The sequence below is a fragment of the Hyphobacterium sp. genome (assembly GCF_043584775.1).
GTDB lineage: Bacteria > Pseudomonadota > Alphaproteobacteria > Caulobacterales > Maricaulaceae > Hyphobacterium.
On record NZ_CP121327.1, the window covers coordinates 1,837,378 to 1,860,568 of the forward strand.

The following is a 23,191-nucleotide window of genomic DNA, read 5'->3' on the forward strand; positions in this document are numbered from 1 at the left end:
GGCTGCGTTAATTCAAGCGATCCAGAATTTCCCTGATGAGCGAAATATCTGAGAGTCGTTCCAGTCTAAGCTGGGCCGCAATGTCACCCATGTTTTTTCGACGAATGTTTAAGTGCTCGAACAGATACTCGCGGCTGATTTGTTCGCAGTATTCGAAATCTCCGAGAAGGTGTTCATAAAGAGCCAACTCATACAGAAGGGCAAGAGTTAGATAGGAATCTTCCCACTCGCTCGACGGCGGTAGAGGAAGAATGCCCATTAGCCGATCAAAAGTTTTGTGCCTCTCGTCTGAAAGTTGGCGCCGGAGCCGGGCATCAGCCTGCAATTTTGCTGACAATTCTCGGGTGTTTTTAAGTCCGCGCTTTTCAACTTCGTCCAACGCCTCAATAAGCCATCGATAGAACGAAAGTGGTGGCGTATCTGCGGGCATCTCCTGAACGATCAATCTCTACCGGCGGTCCAATACCCGATAAACAAAAGCATGATCATCGTCCGGGCCAGCTGGATAGGCTTCGGAGTGGACTTCCTGCCAGATGTCCGGATCGAAGGGATCGAGGACGGCATCGCCTTCGGGCTCGGCGTGGACCTCGGTCAGATAGATGCGATCCGCCAGATCGCGGGTGGCGGCGTAGATCTGTGCGCCGCCAATGACGCAGACCTCATCCACGCCCAATTCCCCGGCCAGGCCGTGGGCCATTTCAAACGCCAGGTCGAGATCGCTGACGGCAATCGCACCACGTGCGGCATAGCCCAACGTACGGGTCACCACGATATTGGGGCGCTTGGGCAGAGGCTTGAACGGCAGGCTTTCCCAGGTCTTGCGGCCCATGATGACCGGCTTGCCCAGCGTGTTCTTCTTGAACAGCTTGAGATCGGTTTTCAGTCGCCAGGGCAGATCGCCATCCACCCCGATGACGCCGTTTTTCGCGGCGGCGACGACGAGGCTTATGCGGGCCAAAACAGGCTCCACAAGCGTTCGGCGGCGAACATCAACCAGATGCCTGCGACCGCAAGCGGAATGCCGAAGGCGAAAGCACCGGGGCCGAATTTGCGAATTCCCTGGGACGGTATGGCTTCTCGATAAGCGACATAGCCGGGCAGCTTGTCGCGGACGATACCGGCGGCTGTGCGCATCTCCTGCAATTGCCGGGCGTTCACGATCAGCCAGAGAATGGACATGACAGCCCCGATCAGGATGCACGCCATGACCGCGAAGATGTGGAGATACTCGATCGCGGTGACGGCAAAGACCAGCAACATGGCATGGGCGATCAGGAAATAGCCGGAGCGCTCGTTCAGAACGCGCTCTTCATGCAAGGCCAGTTCCCACAGCCGGTCGAGCTCGCGGTCGCTGAGCTGCGCCTTTTCCGGCGGTGTTTCCGCCGGCTCGCTCACACCGCCACCGGCGCGGCGATCCGGGGATGCGGATCATAATTCTCGATGGCGACATCCTCATATTCGAAATCGAAGAGGTCTTTCTTGTCCGGATTGATCGTCAGCTTTGGCAAAGCGCGCGGCGGGCGCGAGAGTTGCTCTCTCACCTGATCTATATGGTTGGTATAGATGTGGGCATCGCCGAACGTGTGAATGTATTCGCCGACTTCCAGGTCACAGACCTGCGCCATCAGATGGGTCAGCAATGCATAGGAGGCGATGTTGAACGGCACGCCGAGAAACATATCCGCCGAGCGTTGATAAAGCTGCAGGCCGATTCCACGTCCGATCCCCCGGAACGGTCGGGGCGGAAATCATCGAGTCTTTCTGCATTGGCCATGGCGCGATCCTTTCGAGGCCATACTCTAGCGATTCGCGTGAATTGATCGCACCCGGAATCGCCGGGCTATCCACAGATTATCGCAGACGCCTGCCATAGCGGGTGATCCGGCCCTGGTGGCGGGGTGCTGGCGTGCTTCTGGCGTGTCACTGACACCCCTCTGGCGTGGCGCGTGCCGACCGTTTTTGGCTTTTTCCGGCGGTCTGATTACAACGCCTGAAGAGGATAATAGAAATGGCTTTCAAAACGGACTCCGCAAAAATCAAACGCTGGCGCGAGGAGCGTCACTGGTCGCAGGAACATCTGGCCGAGCTGGCCGGTGTCGGCATCCGTACGGTGCAACGTATCGAGAATGGCGAACAGGCCTCGCGTGACACGATCATGGCCATCGCCGCGGCGTTCAATGTCGAAGCGATTGCGCTGTGCATCGATCCCGAAACCGAAGCCGACGAAATTGTACAGCAGCGCAATTCAGAATTGGCGTCCGGTTTGCGCCTGTCTTTCCTGGTTCACCTCGTCGGCTATCTGATGGGCATGGTGGTATTTCTGGCCATCAATCTGTCGGTCGGCGCCTTCGTGATGAAGTGGGCAACAATCTGGTGGACGGTCGGTCTGGCCGGCCACGCTGTGCCGGTGGTACTCGTTGAAATCGTGTCACGGTTTCAAATGCCCAGGAAAGCCAGTTAGCCAAGCGTGCATCTTGTGTAACAAACTACACGCTCGTGCGCATGGACCCGCAGACACACCTGCGATGAGGGCTGGGCCCATAGGGGGACGCTCGGAGGCGACCTACGACCGAAGCTCGATTCGACTTCCCGAGACGGCCCCCGTCTCCTTGCGAGAAGATGTACGAGCCTTTCAGCCCAGCCGCATGGTCAATTTTGTCGGCCAGAACGCGCAGCCACGACGATCAATTGGTAAAATACAAGGACGATGAATGCGCCACCGATTATCCAAGGCACAGCGCTCGGCGGCATGCCCAAGAATCGTCTAAGAAAAATGGAGCCCATCGCGACCGTTAGGTACAGCGCTATCGAAATGCCGAACCGGCTCAGAAACCTCGAATAAAAATCTAACATGAGCAAATCTCCAATTCCCAATCCGGCTCATCTTCGCGGTCCGCAGCCTTCTCATTCGTCATCTTTCACCCCGTTTTTCAATCAACGACCTATACGCGATAGCGATCGGCTAGAGTCCCAACGTGCCGGGCGTGTCACCCTAGCCGAGTTTTCACGAAAATGAGACTCGCCAAACTGACTGGCTTGTGTAGAGTAAATCCGTCAGAACATAGAGGGAACATTCAAATGCTGGGTTATGTAACACTGGGAACCAACGACCTTGAAAAAGGCGCAGCGTTCTACGACAAGCTGTGTGGCGCTCTGGGCGTCGGCCGGATGATGGAATCCGACACCTTCATCGCCTGGGGCAAGCCGAATGGCGGCGCAGGCATCGGCCTCACCAAGCCGTTCGATGGCAAGCAGGCGACGGTGGGCAATGGCGTCATGGCGGCTCTGCAGGCCGAGAGCCCGGCCCAAGTCGATGAAATCTACAAGCTGGCCATCGAGCTGGGCGCGACAGATGAAGGTCCGGCCGGGGCCCGCGGCGACTGGTTCTATGCCGGTTATTTCCGCGACCCGGATGGCAACAAGCTGAACGTCTTCTGCATGCTTTCCCCGGAGTCTAATGAATCCGGCACATAGTGCAGGTGAATTTGAATGTCTCGATCACCGACGATAATTTCGTCGGTGATCGATTCAATTATTCTTCTTTTTTGATCGAAGGTTAGCTTGTCCCATCGACCATATAGGTCGCGAGCCTCTGAAATGATTTCATCGCTTGATGCATCAGCAACCTCCAACGCGGCAATCTGGCCTTCCAGGCCTCCGATGCTTGTATCGATCTGTTCCAACCTCTCCCCTGCCCTGGTATCGAGCTCGCGAAAGCGCGCGGGCTTAAGCGTCTTGTCGAGATAGCCACGCAATAGCTGCTCGCGGTCTTGAACAAGCCCGACCTTTTCTCGTTTGAGAACCTCAACTTGTTCCTTTTTGTCGGATAACTCTTTTTGGGTCTCGCCCATGTGGTTTTTGAGCTCGACATCGGACGCGAAAAAATTTCGCAACTGATCGCGAAAGATGGCTTCGATATCATCCTGCGGGATCTTGTTGCGACATTTGCGGCATACAAATTTGGGCGTCTCATTGAGCACATACATGGTGTGATGATCGTGCGCACATTTTATTTTTCCGGCGAACAGATACTTGCCGCGAGGTCCCGGCGCACGTCCCTTGGACTGTTTGTCGAGGATGGCGTTGCACTGATCCCAAAGCTCGACACTTACGATCGGCTCGCAAGTCTGCCAGATCCATTCGCTCTCCGGTTTGAGTTCAACCGACCCGTCCACATTGTGCGAATAATTTGTCCTTCGAATCCCCTTGGCGGTTGGGTCGCGCAAAAGCAGCTGAATGGAATTGATGGCAAATTTCTTGCCACGGCGCGTCCGGTAACCCCGATCATTGAGCTCCCGCGCAACCGCATTCTTGCGATGATATTCAGCGAACAATTCATAGATGAGCTTTCGCACCGGAGCTTCGTCCGGATGGGGAACAAATTTTCCATCCTGCCAATGGTATCCAAAGGGTGCAGATCCGGCGACGCGCTTTCCAAGCTTTGCGCGGGTAAGGGCTGCTGCCTTGACCCGATCGACAATCTCTTCGCGCTCCCACTCGGCAATGGCCGCAATCATCGTATAAAATAGTCGGCCAGCGGGCGTTGAGGTATCGATACTCTCATGCAGCGATACAAGATCAGCATTGTGCTTGCTGAAAATATCGGAGAATTCGAGAAGCTCCTTGGTGTTCCGGGCAAGGCGGGCAAGCTTGGAAAAAAGCAAAGCTGAAATGCGCCCGCTTTTGACATCTTCCAGCATGCGAAGCGCTTCCGGCTGGTTGATGATGCCCTTACCCGACACACCGGAGAGATCGTAGTATTCCACAATCTCCCAGCCCTTGAAGGCCGCATATTGCTCGGCGCGCGCACGGTGAATGCCCGGGCTGTCACCTTTGGCCTGATCTTCGGTCGAAACACGAATCCATACGCCAACGGGACGCCCGGCCTGCTCCTTCATTTTAACCTCTTAGAGTATCGTGGGCCCGCAATATACGCTCTCTACTTGTAATAGGCGAATGCTTTATGTGTCGCCTTATTCGCGAATATCCGTCAGCACCTTTTCCTGCTCGATCTACCTAAGGACGGCACTCTTCGCGTTGAAAATTCCGCCCGGTGACCTCTACTTCCACGATCGCCGGGCCGTTTTCGATTTCCCGCGCGCAACGGCCAAGTATCTCTATCGCCCATTGGCGAGGACGCAAATTGGATGCGCGCATCAACTGGACGGTTTCAATCGCACGCGTCGGCAAGGGCGCCACATCAAATGTATAGTCAGCATAAGCGATTGGTTCGCCCAAGCCATTGGCGTCCAGAAACTGAACCGTCAATTCGCCGCCCTCAGCCAGAACGAGCCAATAATTGGCAGCGGCGCCCGCTGCCATGTCCCAACGGAAGCCGATCAAATTTGACCGAGACCATATATCATTGCGGCGAACGACATTCGACATTATCCGCTCACCATCCTTGAATACACGAACCACAATATAGCGTGCATGGTCCGGTGGTCGTTCCAGATTACCCCACACTTCCGCCTGACAGGGCGAAAAATCTCTCGAGGAAGAAGAACATGCAACAGCCAGACCTGCCCTGTCTGGCAACCCTACGCTGGCTATCATGTCCCCTTCGACGCTCGTTGCGCTGTATTGAACGCGGATCGTGCCGCTCCATGCATTTTCAGTTTGAGCCTGCGCGCAGCTGGCTCCAATGCCCGCAATTACTACTATAAAGGTGACTAGCAACCCCAGGCGAGACATGATGCATTCTCCCTATTTGCGACAATCAAAATAGCTCACACGGCGATGGGAACTGGTAATTTTGAATCGCCGCGCGAGTTTTGATTAGTCGCCGCACTGATAGGCCGTACCGACCCATTCATTTGTCAGGCTTGTGCCCATTTCGCGCCAAACGACATGGGTTGCACCCATAGTGCTGGCCTGAGCCAGCGCATCGTTTTGAGCACGCGTCCGTCCGATGGAGGCGCTCAGACCGACAAACATGGCATTGGAACCGGCCACGGCCCCTAGCTCCTGACAATGCTCCACCCTGTCCGCCGTGGTGGCCACGATCGATGTCTCAATGGGCGTAGCGCATCCGGCGAGCAAAAGGCCGGTACAACTTCCGATGATAACTTTGAAAGGCACAAAAGAGCGAATTGTGTGGACCATGATAAACCTCTGCGTTGAACACTTTGGGGGGAAAGTGTTCAAATGCGCAGAGCCGTCCGCCTGCTCCCATAACGCGGACGATGAAACCGTTTCGTGAGCTGCGGTCTTCCGTTAGTGTCGCTTCGTTGCCTAGCCTAGGGAGGGGTAACTGTGGGGTTTTGAGTAAGCTACCTGCTACAACAATGTGCGACTAAATCCTGCGCTCATTGGGCAGGGCGAGTTAAAATGCGGTAATCGGCCGAGCTTAGCTCGCGGCCACACGATCAAAACGAGAAGATGAACTATCTATTGGTGGCGCTCCCGTAGAGCGTGTGGTGGCAAGGGGCTCAGGTCAGCGGTGGCACAAAAACAATCGGGTTTTGACCTCGAAGCCGTACGGGAACGCGCACGAAAAGCGGTCGCGCCTCTAAAGTCGGCTGACGACGAAACGTCGGCACCGAAAGACATGTTATTCTCGGCGAAGCCCACTGATGCACGGCGCAACCTACCTCCGCCTTATCTTGTCTATTTCCTATTGCACGACCTTCTCGGGTTCAGAGATCTAGGGCAATTCGAAAAGCTGGCCTATTCGCTGCCGGTTGATCTTAATGGCACAGCCTATTTGATTGAACACCGAAAATTCGGGCTAGGTGTATTCGCTGCCGATCCGGAAACCCAGGGGGCAGATGCTGCTGAGATCGTGCGCCTCGTAAGTAAGGGGGTTAAAGCTGCACAGCCCTATTTTGACCATCTGGCGCAAACCGCTGGCGATGGCTCAAAGCTCAATGTCCATAACCACTCTCGCGAACTCTATAAGCGGTTCGAGTATCTCCGCCATCTCCATCAGGAAAAGGCGGATGAGGCTGAGAGGCGCAAGGACGAACACCATGTCACTGAACATCCGAGTGAAGATGGTGAGGTACGGTCGTGGACGCACACATCCCCGGCCTTTGAACTCCTGCGTGAGGCTCAGTGGCTTGGGATTTCAGCGGTAGAAGCCTTCTTCGCCTGGACAGAGCACGTGTTCATTCATATCGCGATTCTGCGGGGCAAATGCCAAACCGGACAGGACGTGAGCCAGCTCGCGGCTTCGGAATGGGCGAAGAAGTTCAAGGCATGGCTTGCTCCCTTAGAAGTGGTCCGTTTTGTGAGTTAGTGTCTGGCTCTTGATGAGGAGTTTTGACATGGGCCGTCGAGTCTACAAGGCCGAAGAGATTATCGCGCATTTGCGGGAGGTTGAGGTTCGCCAGAGCCGGGGTGAGAGTATTGCCTCGGCGGTGAAGGCTATAGGGATTACCGATCAGACTTATTATCGCTGGCGGCGGGAGTATGGGGGCTTGAAGGTTGATCAGGCTCGGCGTTTGAAGGCGTTGGAGAAGGAGAATGCGCGGCTTCGTCGTGCGGTCTCTGATCTGACATTGGATAAGATGATCTTATCAGAGGCTGCCAAGGGAAACTTCTAAGCCCTTCACGTCGCAGAGCATGTGTTGATCACGTGGTAGAGGCCTTGCGTGTATCTGTGCGCCGGGCCTGCCGCGTGATCGGTCAGCATCGCTCCACCCAGAGAAAACCTCCGCAGGGCCGTCAGGATGAAGCGGCCCTGACGCAGGCTGTGATCGACTTGGCTGAGCAGTATGGCCGCTATGGCTATCGCCGGATTACGGCGCTTTTGCGGTCTGACGGCTGGTCGGTGAACACCAAGCGGGTTTACCGCATCTGGCGACGTGAGGGGCTTAAAGTGCCAAGCAAGCAACCCAAACGGGGTCGGCTCTGGCTCAATGATGGATCGTGTGTGCGTCTACGCCCGCAGTATAAGGGCCATGTCTGGTCCTATGACTTCGTTCAGGACCGCACCCATGACGGTAAGATCTATCGCATGCTATGTGTGATCGATGAGTATAGCCGGGAGTGTCTGGCCATCCGGGTTGAGCGAAGGCTTAACTCAACACGGGTTCTGGAAACTCTTGCGGATCTGTTCGTTGAACATGGAGCACCTGAGCATATCCGTTCTGATAACGGCCCTGAGTTCATTGCGACAGCCTTGCGTGACTGGCTAACACGGCTGGATGTGAAGACGCTCTACATCGAGCCCGGATCACCTTGGGAAAACGGTTACTGCGAAAGCTTCAACTCAAAGCTCCGCGACGAGTTCTTGAACCGGGAGGTGCTCTATACCCTCAAGGAAGCGAAGGTGCTCATCGAGGCGTGGCGCCAGCACTACAACACCATCCGGCCTCACTCGTCACTTGGCTATAAACCGCCAGCGCCTAAAGCCATCTTGCCAGCGGCTTATCTGCCGCCTTACGATCAACCCGTGTCGACAGATAAGCCGCACATAACCCGCCGGGCTCTAACTTGAAACATGGGCCACTAAACAGGGGCAGGGCAACACTGTAGGAGATAATTCTGCGGGTCTTTGGGTGCTTACTAGTAAAGACAACCCAAACTTCCGCCCTTCTTTGGCAAGCCGCTCATACGCGAGCGTGTTAGATCCTGTCTCGCTATCGCCTGGTGGCTGGCGAAGATAGTGATGCGCCTCTTCAAGAACCAAAAGAGTTGGGTGAGTCGCATTCGCGCCCCGCCTAAAAAGCTGTTCAGAAAACTGCTCCAAAAGCGCTCCAAGAATGAACGGCATAAGGTCTTGTGCGAGCTGGCTTAGATCGATGACATGAACACGCCAGTCGTTTTCCTGGAAACTAGGCGCCCCAAATAAATCGTCTATCAAGGCTTTAGACTCTGCGCCTAAATCACGACCCACATCGTTCGCATAGGTTCCACCCGAGACATCAACCACCGCTTGGAACTGACTATCCAGAATAAGCGTATTAATTCGAGTGATGAGTGGTTGAATGTTGCCATATAAAAAGCCGTCTCTGGCATAACTACGATTGTTTGCCTGTTTGATAGCGAATGACTCTGCACAAAGGCAGCCCAATCCTCTCATATGGGGCCAGCGGTTCGCCGGTTGGATCTTTTGTTTCACTCTCTCGATCGCTGTATGTGCTGGACCGGCGTCCCCAGACCTCCCATCATCGAACAGCACGTTTTGTGCCGCACCAAATGGCCGTGCTCCGTTTGCATCTCCTTCGATATACGCCAAGTGCTCTAACGCAAACCGGAGTGCGGGTGCCTGTGTCTTATCGCTTGGAAGCAATAGCCGAAATATTCCCTGTCGCCCAAGTGCAAAATACGGAATTTTGAAAGGACGCGAGCCTTCTGGCGCACATCTCCCGTTTGTGTTTCCGAGAGCAGTGTACCGAGCCTGATCGCCTAAATGACGAAAAGCCTTATAATATTCACCATTTACATCAAAAATAACAACACGTGCCTTCTTCCCAACTTCAGCAATCTGCTGAAGCACATCGGCAACAAAGTGTGTTTTTCCCTGACCTGTCGCTCCCAGAACGACCATGTGGCGAGTGAGCAAATCGTCTAAGTTTGCTCGGACCCGAAGCGATGGGTTTCTAGCTTCATTTCCAACGTAAACTGTAGCCGCATCATCATCACTCGCATTCAGAGCGGCTTTTAGCTCCGAACCTGAGAGAGGGTAAACCTGCGCACCGAGGGCCGGCAATCGAGTCGTTTGCGGACTAAAGCGAAGCTTTTCATCAATACGCGACAAGAGGCCAATAACCTGAGCTCTCAGCTGGCGAAGAGGGTGAGAAGTTCCACTCTGCTTGCCACGGTTATGAAGTTCGCGTGGTTCGGCAAATGAAAGTGTCTCGACTCGAGCCACAAGAGTATTGGAACCAGCTTCAATTGCTATCAGATCCCCGGGCTGTTCAAACCCAGAGACACCCTCAAGGTGTCCAGCCACGTGGCTTCTCACACCATCCTCAAGGTTGAGGGCCACTGACCCAGCCCCCTGATCCGGGCTGATCGTTAGTAGAGTCTGTTCGCCTTTCTTTCTGGTTTTGGTTCAAGGTTCAAGGCCCGGTGAGCGGAGCCCATGCGTAGCTCAGGCGAACCGGGCCGGTGTTTGCGGGTTTGCTGGGCGTAGATGACCGGGGCCAGCCCTCCCAGCGAGGTGTGGGGCCGGCAGGTATTGTAGTCGATCCGCCAAGCCTCGATCAGGGTTCGCGCTTCGGAGAGTGACGAGAACAGGTGCTCGTTCAGGCACTCGTCCCGCAGGCGGCCATTGAAGCTCTCCACGAAGCCATTCTGCTGGGGCTTTCCCGGGGCGATGTAATGCCATTCGACACCGCGCTCTTTCTGCCAGCGTAGGATGGCGTGGCTTGTCAGCTCCGTGCCATTGTCCGAGACGATCATGGCCGGCTTGCCGCGCCGGGCGATGATCCGGTCCAGTTCCCGGCCCACGCGCACGCCCGAGAGCGAGGTGTCGACCGTGATCGCCAGTGCTTCACGGGTGAAGTCGTCCACCACGCACAGGGTGCGGAAGCGACGCCCGTCGGTAAGCGCATCCGCCACGAAGTCCAGGCTCCAGCGCTGGTTGGCGCCGCTCGGCAGCAGCATGGGACGGCGCGTTCCCGTGGCCCGCTTGCGGCCCCGGCGTCGGCGTACCGCCAGACCTTCCTCGCGGTAGATACGGTAAAGCTTCTTGTGGTTCGCATTCAGCCCCTCCCGGGCCAGAAGAATGCCCAGACGGCGATAGCCGAAGCGGCGACGTTCGCCAGCCAGGTCGCGCAACCGCTCACGTAGACGCTCATCGCCCGCATCGCGCTTGCGATACTGGAAGGTCGAGCGGTCCAGCCGGACCAACCGGCACGCCCGACGCTCGCTCAGCCCGTGCGCCTCCACCAGGTGACGCGCGGCCCGCCGCTTCACATCGGGCGTTAGAAGTTTTTTGAGGCGAGATCCTTCAGCGCCGCATTGTCCAGCATCTGCTCGGCCAGTAACCGCTTCAGCTTGGCATTCTCTGCTTCCAGCGTCCGTAGACGCTGAGCATCCGACACCGTCATGCCGCCGAACTTGGCCTTGTACTTGTAAAAGGTCGCGTCCGAGATGCCGTACTTGCGGCATAGCTCCTTCGTCGTGACACCCGCTTCGTGCTCGCGGAGCATCCCGATAATCTGTTCTTCCGAATAACGGCTCTTGCGCATCGTCCATCCTCTTCTCGATGGACTCTACCATCCCGTGGCCGGAATTCAGGGGGCTGGGTCAGCCAGATTTCTCAATATTCCTGCGTAAATACGTAAACGCCACAAGTATGCTGGCTAGAAGCACCATTGCCGTTATCCAGAGGGCGGAATCTCCGACGGAATGCCTGTTTAAAGTATTGAACGAATGGGCAGCAAACAGACTTCCGATGGCCGCGCCTGAAGCGGCTTTAAGAGGACGAGGAATTCCTTCATGGACAACAATGTGCCGCCAATTTGTCTTCTGAATTACAATAGCAAGAAGACAGACGGACGCTATTATAAGTGCGAGATAACCCTGCTGCCAATTAATTGCGCTTGACGCATTAACGTATGAGGCAAAAAACGTGCTTATACCAATCGCTGGCCCAATCAAAAGCGCTGACCTGGTCAGCAATACACCGCTCAGATTTCCAACTATTATAATTAGGAATGTTCCGACAATTGCAGCGCCCAATGGAACACCGGCTTGAGACAAAATCTCGGGATTAGCCCCCGCGACATAAACAGTCGCCAGAAAAAGTGCGATACCCGCTGCAATAGATTTCAACATATGACCCACCTTATAGTTGTGGGCTGATGATTAACTGAGTTTCTCCAGCTTGGAAAGCGCCAAATTCTTAAAATACACGACTAGGCCAAGGAGCGTTGGCCACGCTACGGACAGCGTGCCTTCACGCGCGCTCGCGCAATGCCAAAATGAAGTGGCGTGTTCCGCTAACGGCGCGCGCCATTCAATTATGTTCCATGCAAATTCAATTCGTCTGAGGGCGTGTCGAAAACGCGCCGGGTTTGATCAAGCTGAACTCGCCAACCTAGTCGGCCGCAATATCCATTCCTTTATCGGCATCGAGACCGGGCGGTTTTTGCCCGACACGCAAAGCCTGATTGCTTATGAGGTCTTGTTTGATATTCCCGCATCCAGTCTTCTGCCCGACACCAGAGCCAATGTCTGTCGCATTACGTATGAGAGAGCTCAAAAGCTTCTAAAGCGCTGCAAGGCGTCTCCGTCACGCCATACGCGCTCCAAGGTCGAATTTCTAGAAAACCTCTGCCATCGCCTGGATGGCAGCGCTGCGTGAGCGGCCCACTGGGCGAGCGTTCCGCCCTTTCCATCGAGCCTCGTTCAAAGGGGCTGGGGTTTGTCGCAAGTGACGGGAATGGCCGACTTATTGACTGGGGCGGATATCGAGCGCGCCCTGGACGACAAAATTATTATCGGTCTTGCGCCCGCAGGCTCTTGCAGGGCTATGGTCCAAATTTCATGTTGGTGGAGGATTGCAATGCGCCCTCTTCGCGCCGACGCGCAAAGACCAGAGCGCTCATTGACGACATTGCATCGGATGCCGAACGGGTCGGAATTGTTATCGTTCGAATCAAGCGCCGCGACGTTCTCAAACGCTTTTGTAGATATGGTGACAGTTCCACGCATCATTTGGCAAAAGCCGTTTGCAGGCTTCATCCGCCGCTTCGCGCCCGGCTGCCAAAACCACGCAAACCCTGGGAGAGCGAACACTATTCAACCGCACTGTTTGAGGCCGCCGCCAGATTATACGTTTACTTTGACACCGCGGAACGACTGGCAAATTCTGGCCAGAGTTGAGGCGTTAAAACAACTTTCGTGGGATTAAACGCCGCGCCACGACAAATGCTGCGACACCTATCGTCGCGCTCAATACCAGGGCCGACCTATTAAATTTGTTGTCTGCAACCCTAATTATTGCGTACGATGGCGCGAGCGCTGAAATGGCAATTGCGATAACGCCCAGCTCAACAGCAATCCTTGTAAACCATTCCGTCGTGCTCGGGATGCTAAGATCCAGCAGTCGATCAAAATGCTTTTTCACGCCTCCTGAAGGTTTGGCTTGGTTAGGGATTACGGTAGGTCGTAAATGTCGCAAAATCACCTGTCGCATCGCTTCGAAGCATAACCGTGAACGCCTCATAATCGTTTCGTTGCCCACCAGCAAAAATGTTGCGGAAAAAGTGGGCGGCCGAATAACCACGCACAGTGCCAGCGATCGAACACCCCGTTACCGTGCCTGTCGTGCGCAAAAGGTTTAGGGCCGGATCAGGTTGCACCAAATCAAGATCAAAAATGCAGGTCTCGGTGCCATTCGTGAGATCTCCGGCGGGGTTATATGTGAATTCTCCAGTGGCATCCCCTGCGGGCGTAATGGTCGCAAAAACGGTATCCGACGCGCTTTGACCGCCAACGAGAAACTGGGTTGTGTGATAGTCCCCTGCCAGGTCTGACAGCGTCAAGGGCAGCAAGCTTTGTGCGTCAAAGTTTGCGCGCAAACGAGTGGGCCCCGGCCACGATGAAATCGCAACGTTGCTGGTATCGCCCACGGTGCGTGTGAAATTGCCTACGAAAAACCCGCCCGGCGCAGCATTGCCACTTAGTGCACCTTCAAATGGAGCATGAGTGGCCGTAATGCCTGCGACGTGGCGAGATTGCCCGGTAAAACTTGCAGAAACGGGACGCGGATTATTACCCGCCGCCCCAAGGACAAGACTACCCTCCATGCTGAGGTTCAATTGGAAAGCTGTCGCCGAGGATGCCGGATCGATACGGGCACTATTTATATACCAGAAAATCCAGAAATCTCCGTTCGGGTCAATAATGGCCCAACCATCCCCCCGGTCCGAAGTGCCATTCCAAAGCTGGCCGTCATCACTTCCAGATATCAGCGTATAAATTCCCGCAAATTCTGAAATTGTCGCCGCTGATGCGTCGGGCGATGGCGTTGAATAGGCGATATTGGCATCCCCGACACGGTTTCCTGAGGCATCTCGAAATTCCAACCCGACTCTGGCCATATCAGGAAGCAGGCGTGCACCGTGCGAAAGTGTATCTCTCAGCGCCAGTGAGAAGGTGGCGTCGCTGGGACCAATATTGGTGGTAACGCTGCTCGCTAAGGGCGCATTACAAATTCCAGTGATCGGGTCCGTTTCGCAAACCAGCAATTCAAACGGTGAACCCAATGACCCGAATGGCATGATGAGATTGGAAACAAAACGGTAAGTCGGCGTAACGGTTATAGGCTCGGCAGCACCATTAGACCCAATATTGATCATGGCCACACCGGCGCGTTGGGCTGTGCCGTCGGTTGTAACTGCGAGTACGCCGTTCATTGTCGGCGTTACAATAACGGAAATCACATCGGCTGGTGTACCGGGGAGTTGAACGAGTCCCAGCGAACTAAAGAAGTTACGCCCGGCGGTTGCAGCGTTGTCGCAAACCACATGCATAGCGGTTCCGATGATGTCCGGAGCCGCCCCAAAATTGGCCAGCAAGTTCCAAGACACAACCGCATAACGCGTCGCGCCGGCCGGTATAGAGAAAGGCGCATTCACGACGCCTTGATTGATGAATTGCTGATTGGCATCTATCTCGACGAAGAAATACTCAAAGACGGAAGCGCCGTTATTGGGCCCGGTTACTTGGCAATTGGTGGCGTCAACGAGGCTATCGTTGATCATTGCCAAAACTGCAGTGCGTGGTTCACCGGGAACTTGTGTTCGAACCGTCGGACCCATCGCCGTATATATCTGCGCCTGACCAAAAACTGGCGAAAAGCCAATTAAAGCAAATGCTATCCCCATGATTACAAAGACAAAGCGCATATTAGCCTCCGCTATATTTGGCAAACATAAGAAATGCCACCTTTACAGCGCCATGGACACATCATCTTGTCAAGGTTGTTTTGGGTGTGAATGCCAACCGTCAGTTTCCAATAATTCTTTCAAACCCCGCTTGCAGCGCACTCGAACTCCTTAGGCCAAGGCGTGCTCAATCTCAAATGTTTGAAATATGCGAGGGGTCAAGAATAAGCTCAGTTCATGAGGCTATAAAAGTGTCCGGACAAAAAAATTCTTGCGTTTGAAACGTAAGGACCAAAAAAGTCCGTGTCGCGACGGTCTTTTGATGGACCCAGCACGGCTCAGTGCTTTCCTTAATCTGCGATAAGGAAGAGATATGGCTCGCAAACCACGTGTCAAAAAAAGTGAGGCGGTCGAAGTCCGCGTTTCCTATGACGAGAAACAAGCCTTCATGGAGGCAGTTGACCGCCGTAGCACCACAGCAAGTGCGGTTGTTCGTGAAGCCATGCTTCTCTTTATCGCCAATGGCAGATTAAGGAGACGAAACATCATGGTTAGCGCGACACTAGCCGCGACAGCAGCGGGGATGATTTTTCTTGGAATGGCCGCAAAAAGTTCCGGCGATGACATGACGGGTCTATCGGAATTCAATCGCATTGACACTAATATCGACCGCGTTTTATCGGAGCACGAATTTCGAACATACATGAACACAGCTCGCCATGCTTTAAGCCCTGAGTCTGGCGCAGCAGCCTTTGGCGCAGCAATCGGCACTCTGTTTGCGCCTTATGGTGACGTCATACCGGAAGACTTCACTTTAGCGGCACGCAGCAATCCCGACGCGGTAGATCAGGCGTGCTGGAATTCAATTGAATCCAGTTGGAGCAATCATATCGGCCGGCGCTTCACCGCGATGGACGTCGATGCCGACACCTTGGTAAGTTTTGCTGAATTTCGGGACCGCGAAATTACGCAAAGGCGACGGAGTTTCGACCGCTTGGATAGAAATGCTAGCGGCGCATTGGACCAAGACGAAATGGTGCCAAGCGACGACAATCAATCAACCTTCAATCAATATCCCAGCCACATCACAGTGTGTTTTGGGGAGCAACCATTGCCCCAAAGCGAATTGGTGGAACCCGCGAGGATTCAGCAAGCCGCAGAGACAATGATGCGGTTTTACGATTTGGACCGGAACGAAGAAGTCAGTTGGGATGAATATCGAGCCGCGTTTGACTGATAAACAGCCTCTAAAAGTATGCCAGAGACACAAAACTCGGCCAGCAAATCAAAAAAAGCTTGCACCGGCCGCCAAGGCTGATTTTGGCGGCCGGTATCTGGTCTAAAGCCTATTGATGCCTGCCCGGCGTCCATTGGCCGAAAAAGTTCTTTTAACTGCCCAACGACTCGATCAGTTGAATGAGACTTCGCCGTTGTTTGGTATCCGCAGCGTCAATCGTTGCTAGCAGGCTGGCCGCATCCTTGGGCGACAGGTTTTTAAGCGGCTTCATAAGTTGCTCATCCATGCCAACGGCAACGTTTTCATCGCCATAAAAATAGGTGATGGGTTTGTTGAGCGCTTTGGCGATCTGCAACAGCCGCGATGCAGATATCCGGTTTTGCCCGCGCTCATATTTTTGGATCTGTTGAAACGTAATGCCTGCCGCATCGCCCAATTGTTGCTGGTTCAAGCCCATGAGTTTTCGCGCGAGTTTCACCCGTGCGCCAATTTCGGCATCCAAGGGCGTTGCGCTTCTGGGTTTATGTTTATCCACCACCTGTGGGCCCCTGACCATTGTTTGAATCCGGATCGCACACTGCGATCTCACCTGTCAGCTTGTTTCGAACAACCAACTGATACCTGTGAACATACAACTGTTCACACAAGTTATGCAAAACAACACTTTGTCGGTTATCGTCACCAAATTCGACTTCATGGTCGCCATCATCGGGGAAAATGGCCAAGCCTGGCCAAGTTTTTCCTCCGACCTCAAATTCCATGAATTCCCAATCCGAACTTTCTATCGCAAAAATATAGTCTGTAGGCACACACGTTTCCAAATCGCCCTTTTTTGTACCGGCATAAGCCTTCCAACCTTGGCGCAGCGCTCCGCCCTCATCAAACGTGTAAGGAAAAACTGTCACGCAGATATGCCGAACGTCACGGCCCGTATGTCCTAGTTTGGTAAAGGTTGCCTGTGATTGATTAACCATCATCTTCCTCGCGGGAGCTTATGTTCTGTGCGTTTAGTTGATCGTCCGATTGGGCCCAAAAGGCGACGAAATCGGGACGTGCATAGCCGCTTTCAATAAGCTCCTGTTGTCTTTGCCGGCCTTCCTCGCGATCGCCCAGCCGGTATGTAAGCCGCCCAAGTACATCATCAGCGCGCAGATCGCGCGGCGGATCGATTTGCTCGATCTCTGAAAGACCGCGCCGCCATTCGCGTTCCGCATCGCCCTGCCGGCCCAGAGCTAGCAGCGCTTCGCCAGCATAAAAATGCGCAAATGCCGCAAAATGGCGAAGCCGGCTGCCCTCGTCTGTCAGGTCAGCTTCATAATCGGCTACGGCTTCAATCGATGCCGTCAAGCTCGCTTCGTAAGCTCCAGAGGCAAGCGCAATTCTGGCACGCAATAGGTCAAGATGCCCGAGATCGATGCGGCGGCCATCTTCTAAAGCGGCACCTTGTCCCGACGTATAGTCACGGCTAGCAGCGTTATGAATGAGCTGAGCTCGTATAGTATCGCCTTGGTAGAGCGCAATTTGGGCCCGCAGCAATTCGTTTTCGAGATATTTGCGGCGGATAAGTCGGCTTTCCGGCAATTCTTCGAAGAGCGCCGCTATGATGGGTGATACCCGTTCCAAATCAGATTGGGCTGTTTCAACCTCACCAAGGTCAAGGCGCATATCGATGCGCGCCTGAAAGGCATTGACCCAGGCTTCGCGCAAATGGCGACTGTCAGGGTTTTCGCGAACGAGGTCTTCCAGGATTTCAATTTCGTAGGACCGCGAGGCTATCGCCTCTTCTATTCGGCCCAAGCCTCTTAAAGGGCCTGCTCGCCATCCATATGCATTTGACAAGCTACGACGACTGACAATACCGGCCTCGATAGGTCCGGCTTGATATCCTTCGATCGCGCGATCAAAATATTCCAATGCGAACTGACGCTCGTTTCGGCCAATCGCAACTGCGCCCAAATTCGATTGAGCGTAAGCCCACTCGGCTTGATAAACCGGGTTCTCGGCATCAATTTCAACAAGTTGATTGGCGAGGCCAGCATAGGTTTCAAAATATGCAGATGCCTGATCAAAGTCTCCGGCAATCAGAGCAGAATCTCCAATCCAGAAAACCGATTGCGCATGGTCAAATATTCGCGCGGGATCACCTGGCGCCTCATTTAATAGAAACTCTGTGATGTCGGACGCGTCTTGATAAGCGTCTATTGCACCAATGAGATCCCCGTCCCTCGCACGCACCTCGCCAATCACCTGAAGCAGCCGTGCCTGCCGGGCGAGGTCGGCGGAATCGACATTGTGAATATCTTGTTCGGTAAGCGCGATCACGTCATCGCTAAGTCGCGAGAACACTTCTCTGCGAGCCTGCGAAGAGAGCGTGTCATCAAGATTGGCGAGCATCTGGCGCGAGGCTTGACGGGCAAGATGAGCTTGAAGGGCAGCCTCATCGGCAGCGTGTTGTTGGCTTAGCCCCCAGATTCCGAATGTAATAGCAACCACGCCCGCTATAGTCGCCGCACCCCAGGCTGACGGGACCTTAGCCATAGCAGCAATAATGGCTGCCTGACGGGTTGAGCTTAGCGATGGTTGACCCAGAGATGATGCAATCCGGCGCGCCACGGTGTCAGCGCCGTCGTCACTTATCGATCCGATAGCTGACGGACCCTCGCGGCGAAGCTGAAGAAGTCCATCTTTGTCATGTCTTTCATAGGCAAGGAGCGGATTGATCGCTGCCTGGCTTTCTTGCTCGCCTTTTGGCGCTTGAACCCAAACCGTGAATACATCCGAAATGTCGCGGCGTTTAAGAAACGCATCAATCGAGCGGCTCACGAAAAAACTTGTCGCGGACGCCGTGGACGCGACCAATAAAAGATGGGTTGCATCTCTTGATATGGTGGGACCGGCTTGGTCTGAATTTAGATCAGAGGGTTGCAATCCAAGCTCTACGCTGTAGCCTAACGCGTTTAGTGCCTGCCATAATGCGAGCGCAGCACTCTGATCTTCGGGAGAAAACGCGATATGTATGGACGGCTGGTTCATGAATATCCGTGCTGTTTTCCGGTTATTGCCCAAGTTACATAGCACACCTTTATGTTGTTGTTGTATACATACTCAACAAAATCGCGATTTGTCAGTGCGTCATTGTGTTGCAAGCAAGTCAGGCTCATGGCCGCGCCTTTCTCTGGCGAAGCTTTGCGAGCAGGTCCGGGCTGTCATCATCTTCGCTGCGAATAAGATCAAGCAGCGAGGAGGCTAGTCTTTCGCGCTCTCTTCGATTCATGCGCAACGCACTGTAGGAGATTTCAGCCCACGCTATTTCAAGTTCTGCAAAATCACCCGGCCCCATGATCTGGAATACCGAGATCGGCACGGATAATATGCTGGCGATTTCTTCAAGCTCGCTGAAACGCGGCTCGTCGCCTGAATAGATTTCGACCAGGCGTTGTTGGCCAAACGCGCTGATCAGCGCATGTTCTCCCTCAATACCGCGATGATGGACGAGAAACCGGATCACGTCCGCAATACGCTTGCCCGGCGTTTCGCCCAGTTGGTCAATATTTCCAGGCAAGCGCTGCATCCCCCCACAGCGGCACGTAGCGATCAATCCGCCCGCGCCATGTTTGCGGCGGCCAACATAGGAGACTTCGCAAGCAACTATCAAGGGGTGATGATGTGATCGCAGACGATTAAAACGTGTGTTTCTATCAGAGGTTAGCCGATTCTCCTGAAACGCTATTGCGTGAGCGCCAAAACACCACTTATAATAGCGTGGCAAATTGGACGCATCTTAAACAAGCGCAAGGTTCAGAGTACGCTCCAATGATCAAGATCCGGCTGGCCGCAATTATCTGTGTTCTCGCGCTCGCGGCCTGCCGCGGTGAAGCCGGGTCAATCTATCTGGGTTCGGCCAATGACGCACCTGAGCTCCCCTCCACGATAAGCGATGATATGGCCCCCTCCCCAGACGGGGCCGCGATCCGGTTTGTCGATGTCGGCCCGGGACTTTGCGTTGTTGGCCGTTTGCCCGGGGGGCATGATTTTTTATACGATGCCGGTCACTGGGTGGGTTCCAACTGCCTTGCTGCGGTACGTGAGCTGGTCACTGACGGTTTGATCGAGCTGGTCGTCATCAGCCACAGTGATGCAGACCATATTGGCGAGCTGGACGACATCCTTGCAGAATTTGATGCCGGGATGATCCTGCACACCGGCTATGAGCGCGACACCACTAGCTGGCAAAATGCAGAAGCTGCCATACAGGCTCAAGAGGCGCGCGGGGCCACAATCATCAATCTGGCCGACACCCCGCTTGTGCCCGGCGAGGTGTTCGGGCTGGGACAAGCCCAGGCCGTCTTTATCGCCGGCTGGCCTGAATGGGACGAAAGCTACTCTGATCCCGGATTTATACCGGAAGCAGCCGAGCGCCGGAACGTCATCTCGATCGTGATGCGCATCGAGTTTGCCGGACGACGGCTTCTTTTGACTGGTGATACAATTGGACGTCGGCTTGATGATGTGCCCGGAGCCTGCCGGGATGCCCAAGCGGTCATGGTTGGCCGCCATCCGGCCATAAGCCTTGACGCAGACATTTTGTTATCGGCTCATCATGGCGGAGATAATGGTGATGCCGCCTGCTTTATCGAGGCAGTCTCTCCGCAAGATGTGATCATTTCTGCCGGTCATGCACATCGCCATCCGCGACTTTCGACAATCGAACGTTATCTCGCGGCCGGTATCGACGTTGATCGCATCTACCGTATGGATCGCGGTGACGATGAAGGTGCAGGCGAATGGGATACTGGCCGCATCCCCGGCTGCAGTGATAGCCGCGGCGATGACACGCTCGATATCTCTATCCCTGCTGATCCTAATCAAACCATCTCGATTGCTTATGTCGACCCGGTCCCGGCGTGTTGACGTCGATGCAAAAACGATAGGTAGACGATGGTTGAACTGGCAGAGATTAAAGAGCGCGACGGACCGGAGCTGACAAAGCTCAAACCACCCGTGCAAAGAGCCGCTTATAGTGACCGGACAGCCTGGCAAATGGCGGTCCTGGCAGAACTCGCCTACGTTGAATTTGAAACAGCCACACCCCAATTGCTTAATTCGCTCGCCGAAGAGTTGGCTCGAGCCTCGGGCGTCGAGGACATAACCAAGCGCTTGCTGGCCTTTCGTGACCTGCTCAAAACACCCAATCCCGGCGGCGAGGATCGCCTTCGACAAACGCTCGCCGCTGGCGGATTCGAGCTCGTGGGAACTTTCTTCAATCAATCGCTGAACCTGTTTGCCAACACAGAAGGCTTTGTTGCCAAGAAAGTTGACGGTGAAGGTCGCGAATTTGCCGTCCTGGCCGTGCGCGGCACGACGACACCGCAGGACTGGATTAAAAATGCCAAAATCTCGCTTGTCGATATCGGCGGGAATCGAAAAGTGCACAAGGGTTTTCACGAGGCTTTCAAGGATGCCGAAAACCAAATCGACGCCCACCTAAAGTCCATTCAGGATCTGCCACTTTTTGTGACCGGTCATTCTCTTGGCGGCGCCGTTGCGGTTGTCGCAACCTGGTATTTCAAGCGCGATACGCTGGCGGCTTGCTATACGTTCGGTGCGCCGCGCGTCGGCAATCACGTGTTCAATGATGCCTTTCATACCCCGATCTACCGGGTCGTAAATGCTGTCGATCCTGTGCCGATGGTTCCACCAACCGAATACCCCATCGTCGTTATCAAATTCACGCTAAGGGCTCTCTCGCGTTTTTTTGGAGCGGGATTGTTCGACTGGCTCATTGATATGCTGCTCAAAGCTCAGGGATTTCGCCACGCAGGCGATCTCAGGCATATGACAGCGGGCGAGATGGCGCCTGATGGAACCTACCCGACCGTTAAATTTCATACCCAATTTGGCGTCATGGATCGCATCGCCCGGATATGGAAATTGATGCGTAGCAAACAGCTAAAGCGGCTCGACATCTATCACAATATGTCAACCTACCGGCGCAAATTGCGTTCCCGTGCCTTAGAGCGCGCACCGCGGGCTGCACTGATCGCTCCGTCAGCTTTGCCTGAAAATGAAAGCAGTCAAACATGACCCGGCTCTACAACCGCGCCCGATATTTTGTTCTTGCCGCCACGATGTCCATGAGTGTCTTGACGGGCTGCGTGACCGTCCCTCCAGAAACGGTCGAGCTATCGCATACGATTGGACGCGACCTGGAAGAACTCCACAGATCGCATCGCGCGCTCGTTGAGCTTCATTTTAGAGGTGCCAGAAATGAAGTGGACGCCTTTATCGATAATACCTATCGGCCAGCATTGATCGAGCTTACTGCGCGCGACGCTCGATTGGTTGAGGGCATTTCAACAATTATCGACAATGACCCCGGACGCCTTCCCGCTTATCTGACGCGATTTCTTCAGGCTGTAGATCCGCGCGTTGAAGCCAAGCGGCAGGAATTGCTTGAACCAATTGTCGCCCAGGAATTAGCATTGCTTGACGAGATCGATGGCGCACATTCGCGCGTTCAAGCAGCGAACGCGGTCATCTCTGGCCACCTCGCTTCAATCCGCGATGTGCACGAAGCACAATCGGAAGTACTCGCGATCGCCGGGCTACCTGACCTTCGCGAACTAATCGGTGCCAGCATTGCCGACGTCTCAAACCGCGCAGAGCGTCTCAACAGACGCGGTCAGGAAGTCAATTCAACAATTGATGACGTGACCCAGCGGGTCGAAGAGCTGGACGAACTTATTTCGGAGGCATTCGGAAATGGTGATGGAGATAACGAATGACGGGAATCAGCGACGAAGAATTCGAAGCCATGCTCGCCGAAATTGATCGGGCGGCCGAACGCGCCGAGGCGACACTGAATGGCCGTTTCGCGAGCATTTATCGTGAATTGCGAGGCCTGTCGCCGGAGGACATCAACGACATTACGCCCGACACAAGCGATCAGAAAGAATATGAGAAACTCATGGCACTCGTTCAGGAGGCCACCCAGCGCAATCTCTCTCAAGCTCAGCTCGTTGATCGCATTCGCCAACTGGGAAATACCGCCGTGACGATCGCAAAGAAAACAAACAACCTCGCAAATGCCTTCTAACTCAATTCTTCATGCGTAACAGACCGCCAGACCGTGAATCGAACCGCGAATGGGCGGGGTGTGCTTATT

24 protein-coding genes and 1 pseudogene are annotated in these 23,191 nt (G+C 54.5%); 10 read left to right on the forward strand and 15 right to left on the reverse strand.

What is annotated here, in order from left to right:
* Positions 1-7: 7 nt before the first annotated feature.
* The 4 genes and pseudogenes from P0D52_RS09200 to thyA all read right to left on the reverse strand — a co-directional run.
* Positions 8-445 carry a hypothetical protein gene (locus tag P0D52_RS09200; protein ID WP_394692363.1) on the reverse strand — a complete coding sequence of 146 codons (438 nt, stop codon included), beginning with the start codon at positions 443-445 and terminating at the stop codon, positions 8-10.
* 3 nt (positions 446-448) lie between these two features.
* Positions 449-958, reverse strand: coding sequence for a dihydrofolate reductase (locus tag P0D52_RS09205; protein WP_394692364.1), 510 nt, complete (start codon positions 956-958; stop codon positions 449-451).
* Complete coding sequence (locus tag P0D52_RS09210) at positions 946-1,395, reverse strand: hypothetical protein (RefSeq protein ID WP_394692365.1); 450 nt, start codon at positions 1,393-1,395, stop codon at positions 946-948. The genes P0D52_RS09205 and P0D52_RS09210 overlap by 13 nt, the downstream gene beginning before the upstream one ends.
* Positions 1,392-1,712: pseudogene (gene thyA, locus P0D52_RS09215) on the reverse strand (thymidylate synthase); the annotation flags it as partial. The gene P0D52_RS09210 and the pseudogene thyA, both read right to left, overlap by 4 nt.
* A 296-nt stretch (positions 1,713-2,008) precedes the next feature.
* Here thyA and P0D52_RS09220 point away from each other — a divergent pair.
* Positions 2,009-2,461, forward strand: a complete 453-nt coding sequence (locus P0D52_RS09220; RefSeq protein ID WP_394692366.1) for a helix-turn-helix domain-containing protein — start codon at positions 2,009-2,011, stop codon at positions 2,459-2,461.
* Positions 2,462-3,078: 617 nt separating this feature from the next.
* Entirely contained in the window at positions 3,079-3,474 is a 396-nt protein-coding gene (locus P0D52_RS09225; protein WP_394692367.1) for a VOC family protein, read from the forward strand.
* On the opposite strand, the gene P0D52_RS09230 is transcribed toward P0D52_RS09225, so the two are convergent.
* The 3 genes from P0D52_RS09230 to P0D52_RS09240 form a co-directional block, all read right to left on the reverse strand.
* The gene (locus P0D52_RS09230) at positions 3,396-4,898 is read right to left on the reverse strand and encodes a recombinase family protein (protein WP_394692368.1); all 1,503 of its coding nucleotides are present in this window, start codon (positions 4,896-4,898) and stop codon (positions 3,396-3,398) included. The genes P0D52_RS09225 and P0D52_RS09230 overlap by 79 nt on opposite strands.
* Positions 4,899-5,016: 118 nt before the next feature.
* Positions 5,017-5,694, reverse strand: coding sequence for a hypothetical protein (locus P0D52_RS09235; RefSeq protein ID WP_394692369.1), 678 nt, complete (start codon positions 5,692-5,694; stop codon positions 5,017-5,019).
* Positions 5,695-5,778: 84 nt separating this feature from the next.
* Positions 5,779-6,105 carry a hypothetical protein gene (locus tag P0D52_RS09240; protein ID WP_394692370.1) on the reverse strand — a complete coding sequence of 109 codons (327 nt, stop codon included), beginning with the start codon at positions 6,103-6,105 and terminating at the stop codon, positions 5,779-5,781.
* Between the two features lie 337 nt (positions 6,106-6,442).
* Here P0D52_RS09240 and P0D52_RS09245 point away from each other — a divergent pair, with 337 nt between their 5' ends.
* Positions 6,443-7,240 carry a hypothetical protein gene (locus P0D52_RS09245; protein WP_394692371.1) on the forward strand — a complete coding sequence of 266 codons (798 nt, stop codon included), beginning with the start codon at positions 6,443-6,445 and terminating at the stop codon, positions 7,238-7,240.
* A gap of 28 nt (positions 7,241-7,268) precedes the next feature.
* Positions 7,269-8,443 (forward strand): IS3 family transposase gene (locus tag P0D52_RS09250; protein ID WP_394692372.1). Its coding sequence is split into 2 segments (ribosomal slippage): positions 7,269-7,533 and positions 7,533-8,443, totalling 1,176 coding nucleotides; the frame shifts between segments, so codons are not numbered across the junction.
* Here P0D52_RS09250 and P0D52_RS09255 read toward each other — a convergent pair.
* From P0D52_RS09255 to P0D52_RS09265, 3 genes are all read right to left on the reverse strand, one after another.
* Positions 8,435-9,901, reverse strand: coding sequence for an ATP-binding protein (locus P0D52_RS09255; RefSeq protein ID WP_394692373.1), 1,467 nt, complete (start codon positions 9,899-9,901; stop codon positions 8,435-8,437). The genes P0D52_RS09250 and P0D52_RS09255 overlap by 9 nt on opposite strands.
* Before the next feature lie 65 nt (positions 9,902-9,966).
* Positions 9,967-11,144, reverse strand: a protein-coding gene (locus P0D52_RS09260) for an IS3 family transposase (protein ID WP_394692203.1) whose coding sequence is annotated in 2 segments (ribosomal slippage) — positions 9,967-10,892 and positions 10,892-11,144 — 1,179 coding nt in all. Because the reading frame shifts where the segments join, the coding sequence is not laid out codon by codon here.
* A 58-nt stretch (positions 11,145-11,202) separates the two neighbouring features.
* On the reverse strand, positions 11,203-11,733 hold the full coding sequence (locus P0D52_RS09265) for a hypothetical protein (protein WP_394692374.1): 531 nt from the start codon (positions 11,731-11,733) through the stop codon (positions 11,203-11,205).
* A gap of 187 nt (positions 11,734-11,920) precedes the next feature.
* On the opposite strand from P0D52_RS09265, the gene P0D52_RS09270 reads away from it, so the two are divergent.
* On the forward strand, positions 11,921-12,262 hold the full coding sequence (locus P0D52_RS09270; protein ID WP_394692375.1) for a helix-turn-helix domain-containing protein: 342 nt from the start codon (positions 11,921-11,923) through the stop codon (positions 12,260-12,262).
* Between the two features lie 787 nt (positions 12,263-13,049).
* On the opposite strand, the gene P0D52_RS09275 is transcribed toward P0D52_RS09270, so the two are convergent.
* Positions 13,050-14,810: a hypothetical protein gene (locus P0D52_RS09275; RefSeq protein ID WP_394692376.1), complete on the reverse strand. Its 1,761-nt coding sequence runs from the start codon at positions 14,808-14,810 to the stop codon at positions 13,050-13,052.
* Between the two features lie 352 nt (positions 14,811-15,162).
* Here P0D52_RS09275 and P0D52_RS09280 point away from each other — a divergent pair, with 352 nt between their 5' ends.
* The gene (locus P0D52_RS09280; RefSeq protein ID WP_394692377.1) at positions 15,163-16,026 is read left to right on the forward strand and encodes a hypothetical protein; all 864 of its coding nucleotides are present in this window, start codon (positions 15,163-15,165) and stop codon (positions 16,024-16,026) included.
* A gap of 151 nt (positions 16,027-16,177) precedes the next feature.
* On the opposite strand, the gene P0D52_RS09285 is transcribed toward P0D52_RS09280, so the two are convergent.
* From P0D52_RS09285 to P0D52_RS09300, 4 genes are all read right to left on the reverse strand, one after another.
* Positions 16,178-16,564 (reverse strand): helix-turn-helix domain-containing protein, encoded by a 387-nt coding sequence (locus P0D52_RS09285; protein WP_394692378.1) that lies wholly within the window; start codon positions 16,562-16,564, stop codon positions 16,178-16,180.
* Entirely contained in the window at positions 16,554-17,003 is a 450-nt protein-coding gene (locus P0D52_RS09290) for a hypothetical protein (RefSeq protein WP_394692379.1), read from the reverse strand. The genes P0D52_RS09285 and P0D52_RS09290 overlap by 11 nt, the downstream gene beginning before the upstream one ends.
* Positions 16,993-19,059: a hypothetical protein gene (locus tag P0D52_RS09295; RefSeq protein WP_394692380.1), complete on the reverse strand. Its 2,067-nt coding sequence runs from the start codon at positions 19,057-19,059 to the stop codon at positions 16,993-16,995. The genes P0D52_RS09290 and P0D52_RS09295 overlap by 11 nt, the downstream gene beginning before the upstream one ends.
* Positions 19,060-19,183: 124 nt before the next feature.
* Positions 19,184-19,588 (reverse strand): hypothetical protein, encoded by a 405-nt coding sequence (locus P0D52_RS09300; RefSeq protein ID WP_394692381.1) that lies wholly within the window; start codon positions 19,586-19,588, stop codon positions 19,184-19,186.
* Positions 19,589-19,839: 251 nt separating this feature from the next.
* Between P0D52_RS09300 and P0D52_RS09305 the strand changes: the two genes are divergently transcribed.
* Genes P0D52_RS09305 through P0D52_RS09320 form a run of 4 tightly spaced genes read left to right on the forward strand, consistent with a single transcriptional unit; the run spans position 19,840 to position 23,122 of the window.
* The gene (locus P0D52_RS09305) at positions 19,840-20,937 is read left to right on the forward strand and encodes a ComEC/Rec2 family competence protein (protein WP_394692382.1); all 1,098 of its coding nucleotides are present in this window, start codon (positions 19,840-19,842) and stop codon (positions 20,935-20,937) included.
* A gap of 27 nt (positions 20,938-20,964) precedes the next feature.
* The gene (locus P0D52_RS09310; protein ID WP_394692383.1) at positions 20,965-22,110 is read left to right on the forward strand and encodes a lipase family protein; all 1,146 of its coding nucleotides are present in this window, start codon (positions 20,965-20,967) and stop codon (positions 22,108-22,110) included.
* Positions 22,107-22,811 (forward strand): hypothetical protein, encoded by a 705-nt coding sequence (locus P0D52_RS09315; RefSeq protein WP_394692384.1) that lies wholly within the window; start codon positions 22,107-22,109, stop codon positions 22,809-22,811. The genes P0D52_RS09310 and P0D52_RS09315 overlap by 4 nt, the downstream gene beginning before the upstream one ends.
* Complete coding sequence (locus P0D52_RS09320) at positions 22,808-23,122, forward strand: hypothetical protein (protein ID WP_394692385.1); 315 nt, start codon at positions 22,808-22,810, stop codon at positions 23,120-23,122. The genes P0D52_RS09315 and P0D52_RS09320 overlap by 4 nt, the downstream gene beginning before the upstream one ends.
* Positions 23,123-23,191 lie beyond the last annotated feature (69 nt).

Excerpts from the sequence above, each read along its gene's own strand:
- P0D52_RS09220 (WP_394692366.1), top strand. The coding sequence starts at position 2,009 with ATGGCTTTCAAAACGGACTCCGCAAAAATCAAACGCTGGCGCGAGGAG.
- P0D52_RS09225 (WP_394692367.1), top strand. The coding sequence starts at position 3,079 with ATGCTGGGTTATGTAACACTGGGAACCAACGACCTTGAAAAAGGCGCA.
- P0D52_RS09230 (WP_394692368.1), bottom strand. The coding sequence starts at position 4,898 with ATGAAGGAGCAGGCCGGGCGTCCCGTTGGCGTATGGATTCGTGTTTCG.
- P0D52_RS09235 (WP_394692369.1), bottom strand. The coding sequence starts at position 5,694 with ATGTCTCGCCTGGGGTTGCTAGTCACCTTTATAGTAGTAATTGCGGGC.
- P0D52_RS09240 (WP_394692370.1), bottom strand. The coding sequence starts at position 6,105 with ATGGTCCACACAATTCGCTCTTTTGTGCCTTTCAAAGTTATCATCGGA.
- P0D52_RS09265 (WP_394692374.1), bottom strand. The coding sequence starts at position 11,733 with ATGTTGAAATCTATTGCAGCGGGTATCGCACTTTTTCTGGCGACTGTT.
- P0D52_RS09270 (WP_394692375.1), top strand. The coding sequence starts at position 11,921 with ATGTTCCATGCAAATTCAATTCGTCTGAGGGCGTGTCGAAAACGCGCC.
- P0D52_RS09275 (WP_394692376.1), bottom strand. The coding sequence starts at position 14,810 with ATGCGCTTTGTCTTTGTAATCATGGGGATAGCATTTGCTTTAATTGGC.
- P0D52_RS09280 (WP_394692377.1), top strand. The coding sequence starts at position 15,163 with ATGGCTCGCAAACCACGTGTCAAAAAAAGTGAGGCGGTCGAAGTCCGC.
- P0D52_RS09290 (WP_394692379.1), bottom strand. The coding sequence starts at position 17,003 with ATGATGGTTAATCAATCACAGGCAACCTTTACCAAACTAGGACATACG.
- P0D52_RS09295 (WP_394692380.1), bottom strand. The coding sequence starts at position 19,059 with ATGAACCAGCCGTCCATACATATCGCGTTTTCTCCCGAAGATCAGAGT.
- P0D52_RS09305 (WP_394692382.1), top strand. The coding sequence starts at position 19,840 with ATGATCAAGATCCGGCTGGCCGCAATTATCTGTGTTCTCGCGCTCGCG.
- P0D52_RS09310 (WP_394692383.1), top strand. The coding sequence starts at position 20,965 with ATGGTTGAACTGGCAGAGATTAAAGAGCGCGACGGACCGGAGCTGACA.
- P0D52_RS09315 (WP_394692384.1), top strand. The coding sequence starts at position 22,107 with ATGACCCGGCTCTACAACCGCGCCCGATATTTTGTTCTTGCCGCCACG.
- P0D52_RS09320 (WP_394692385.1), top strand. The coding sequence starts at position 22,808 with ATGACGGGAATCAGCGACGAAGAATTCGAAGCCATGCTCGCCGAAATT.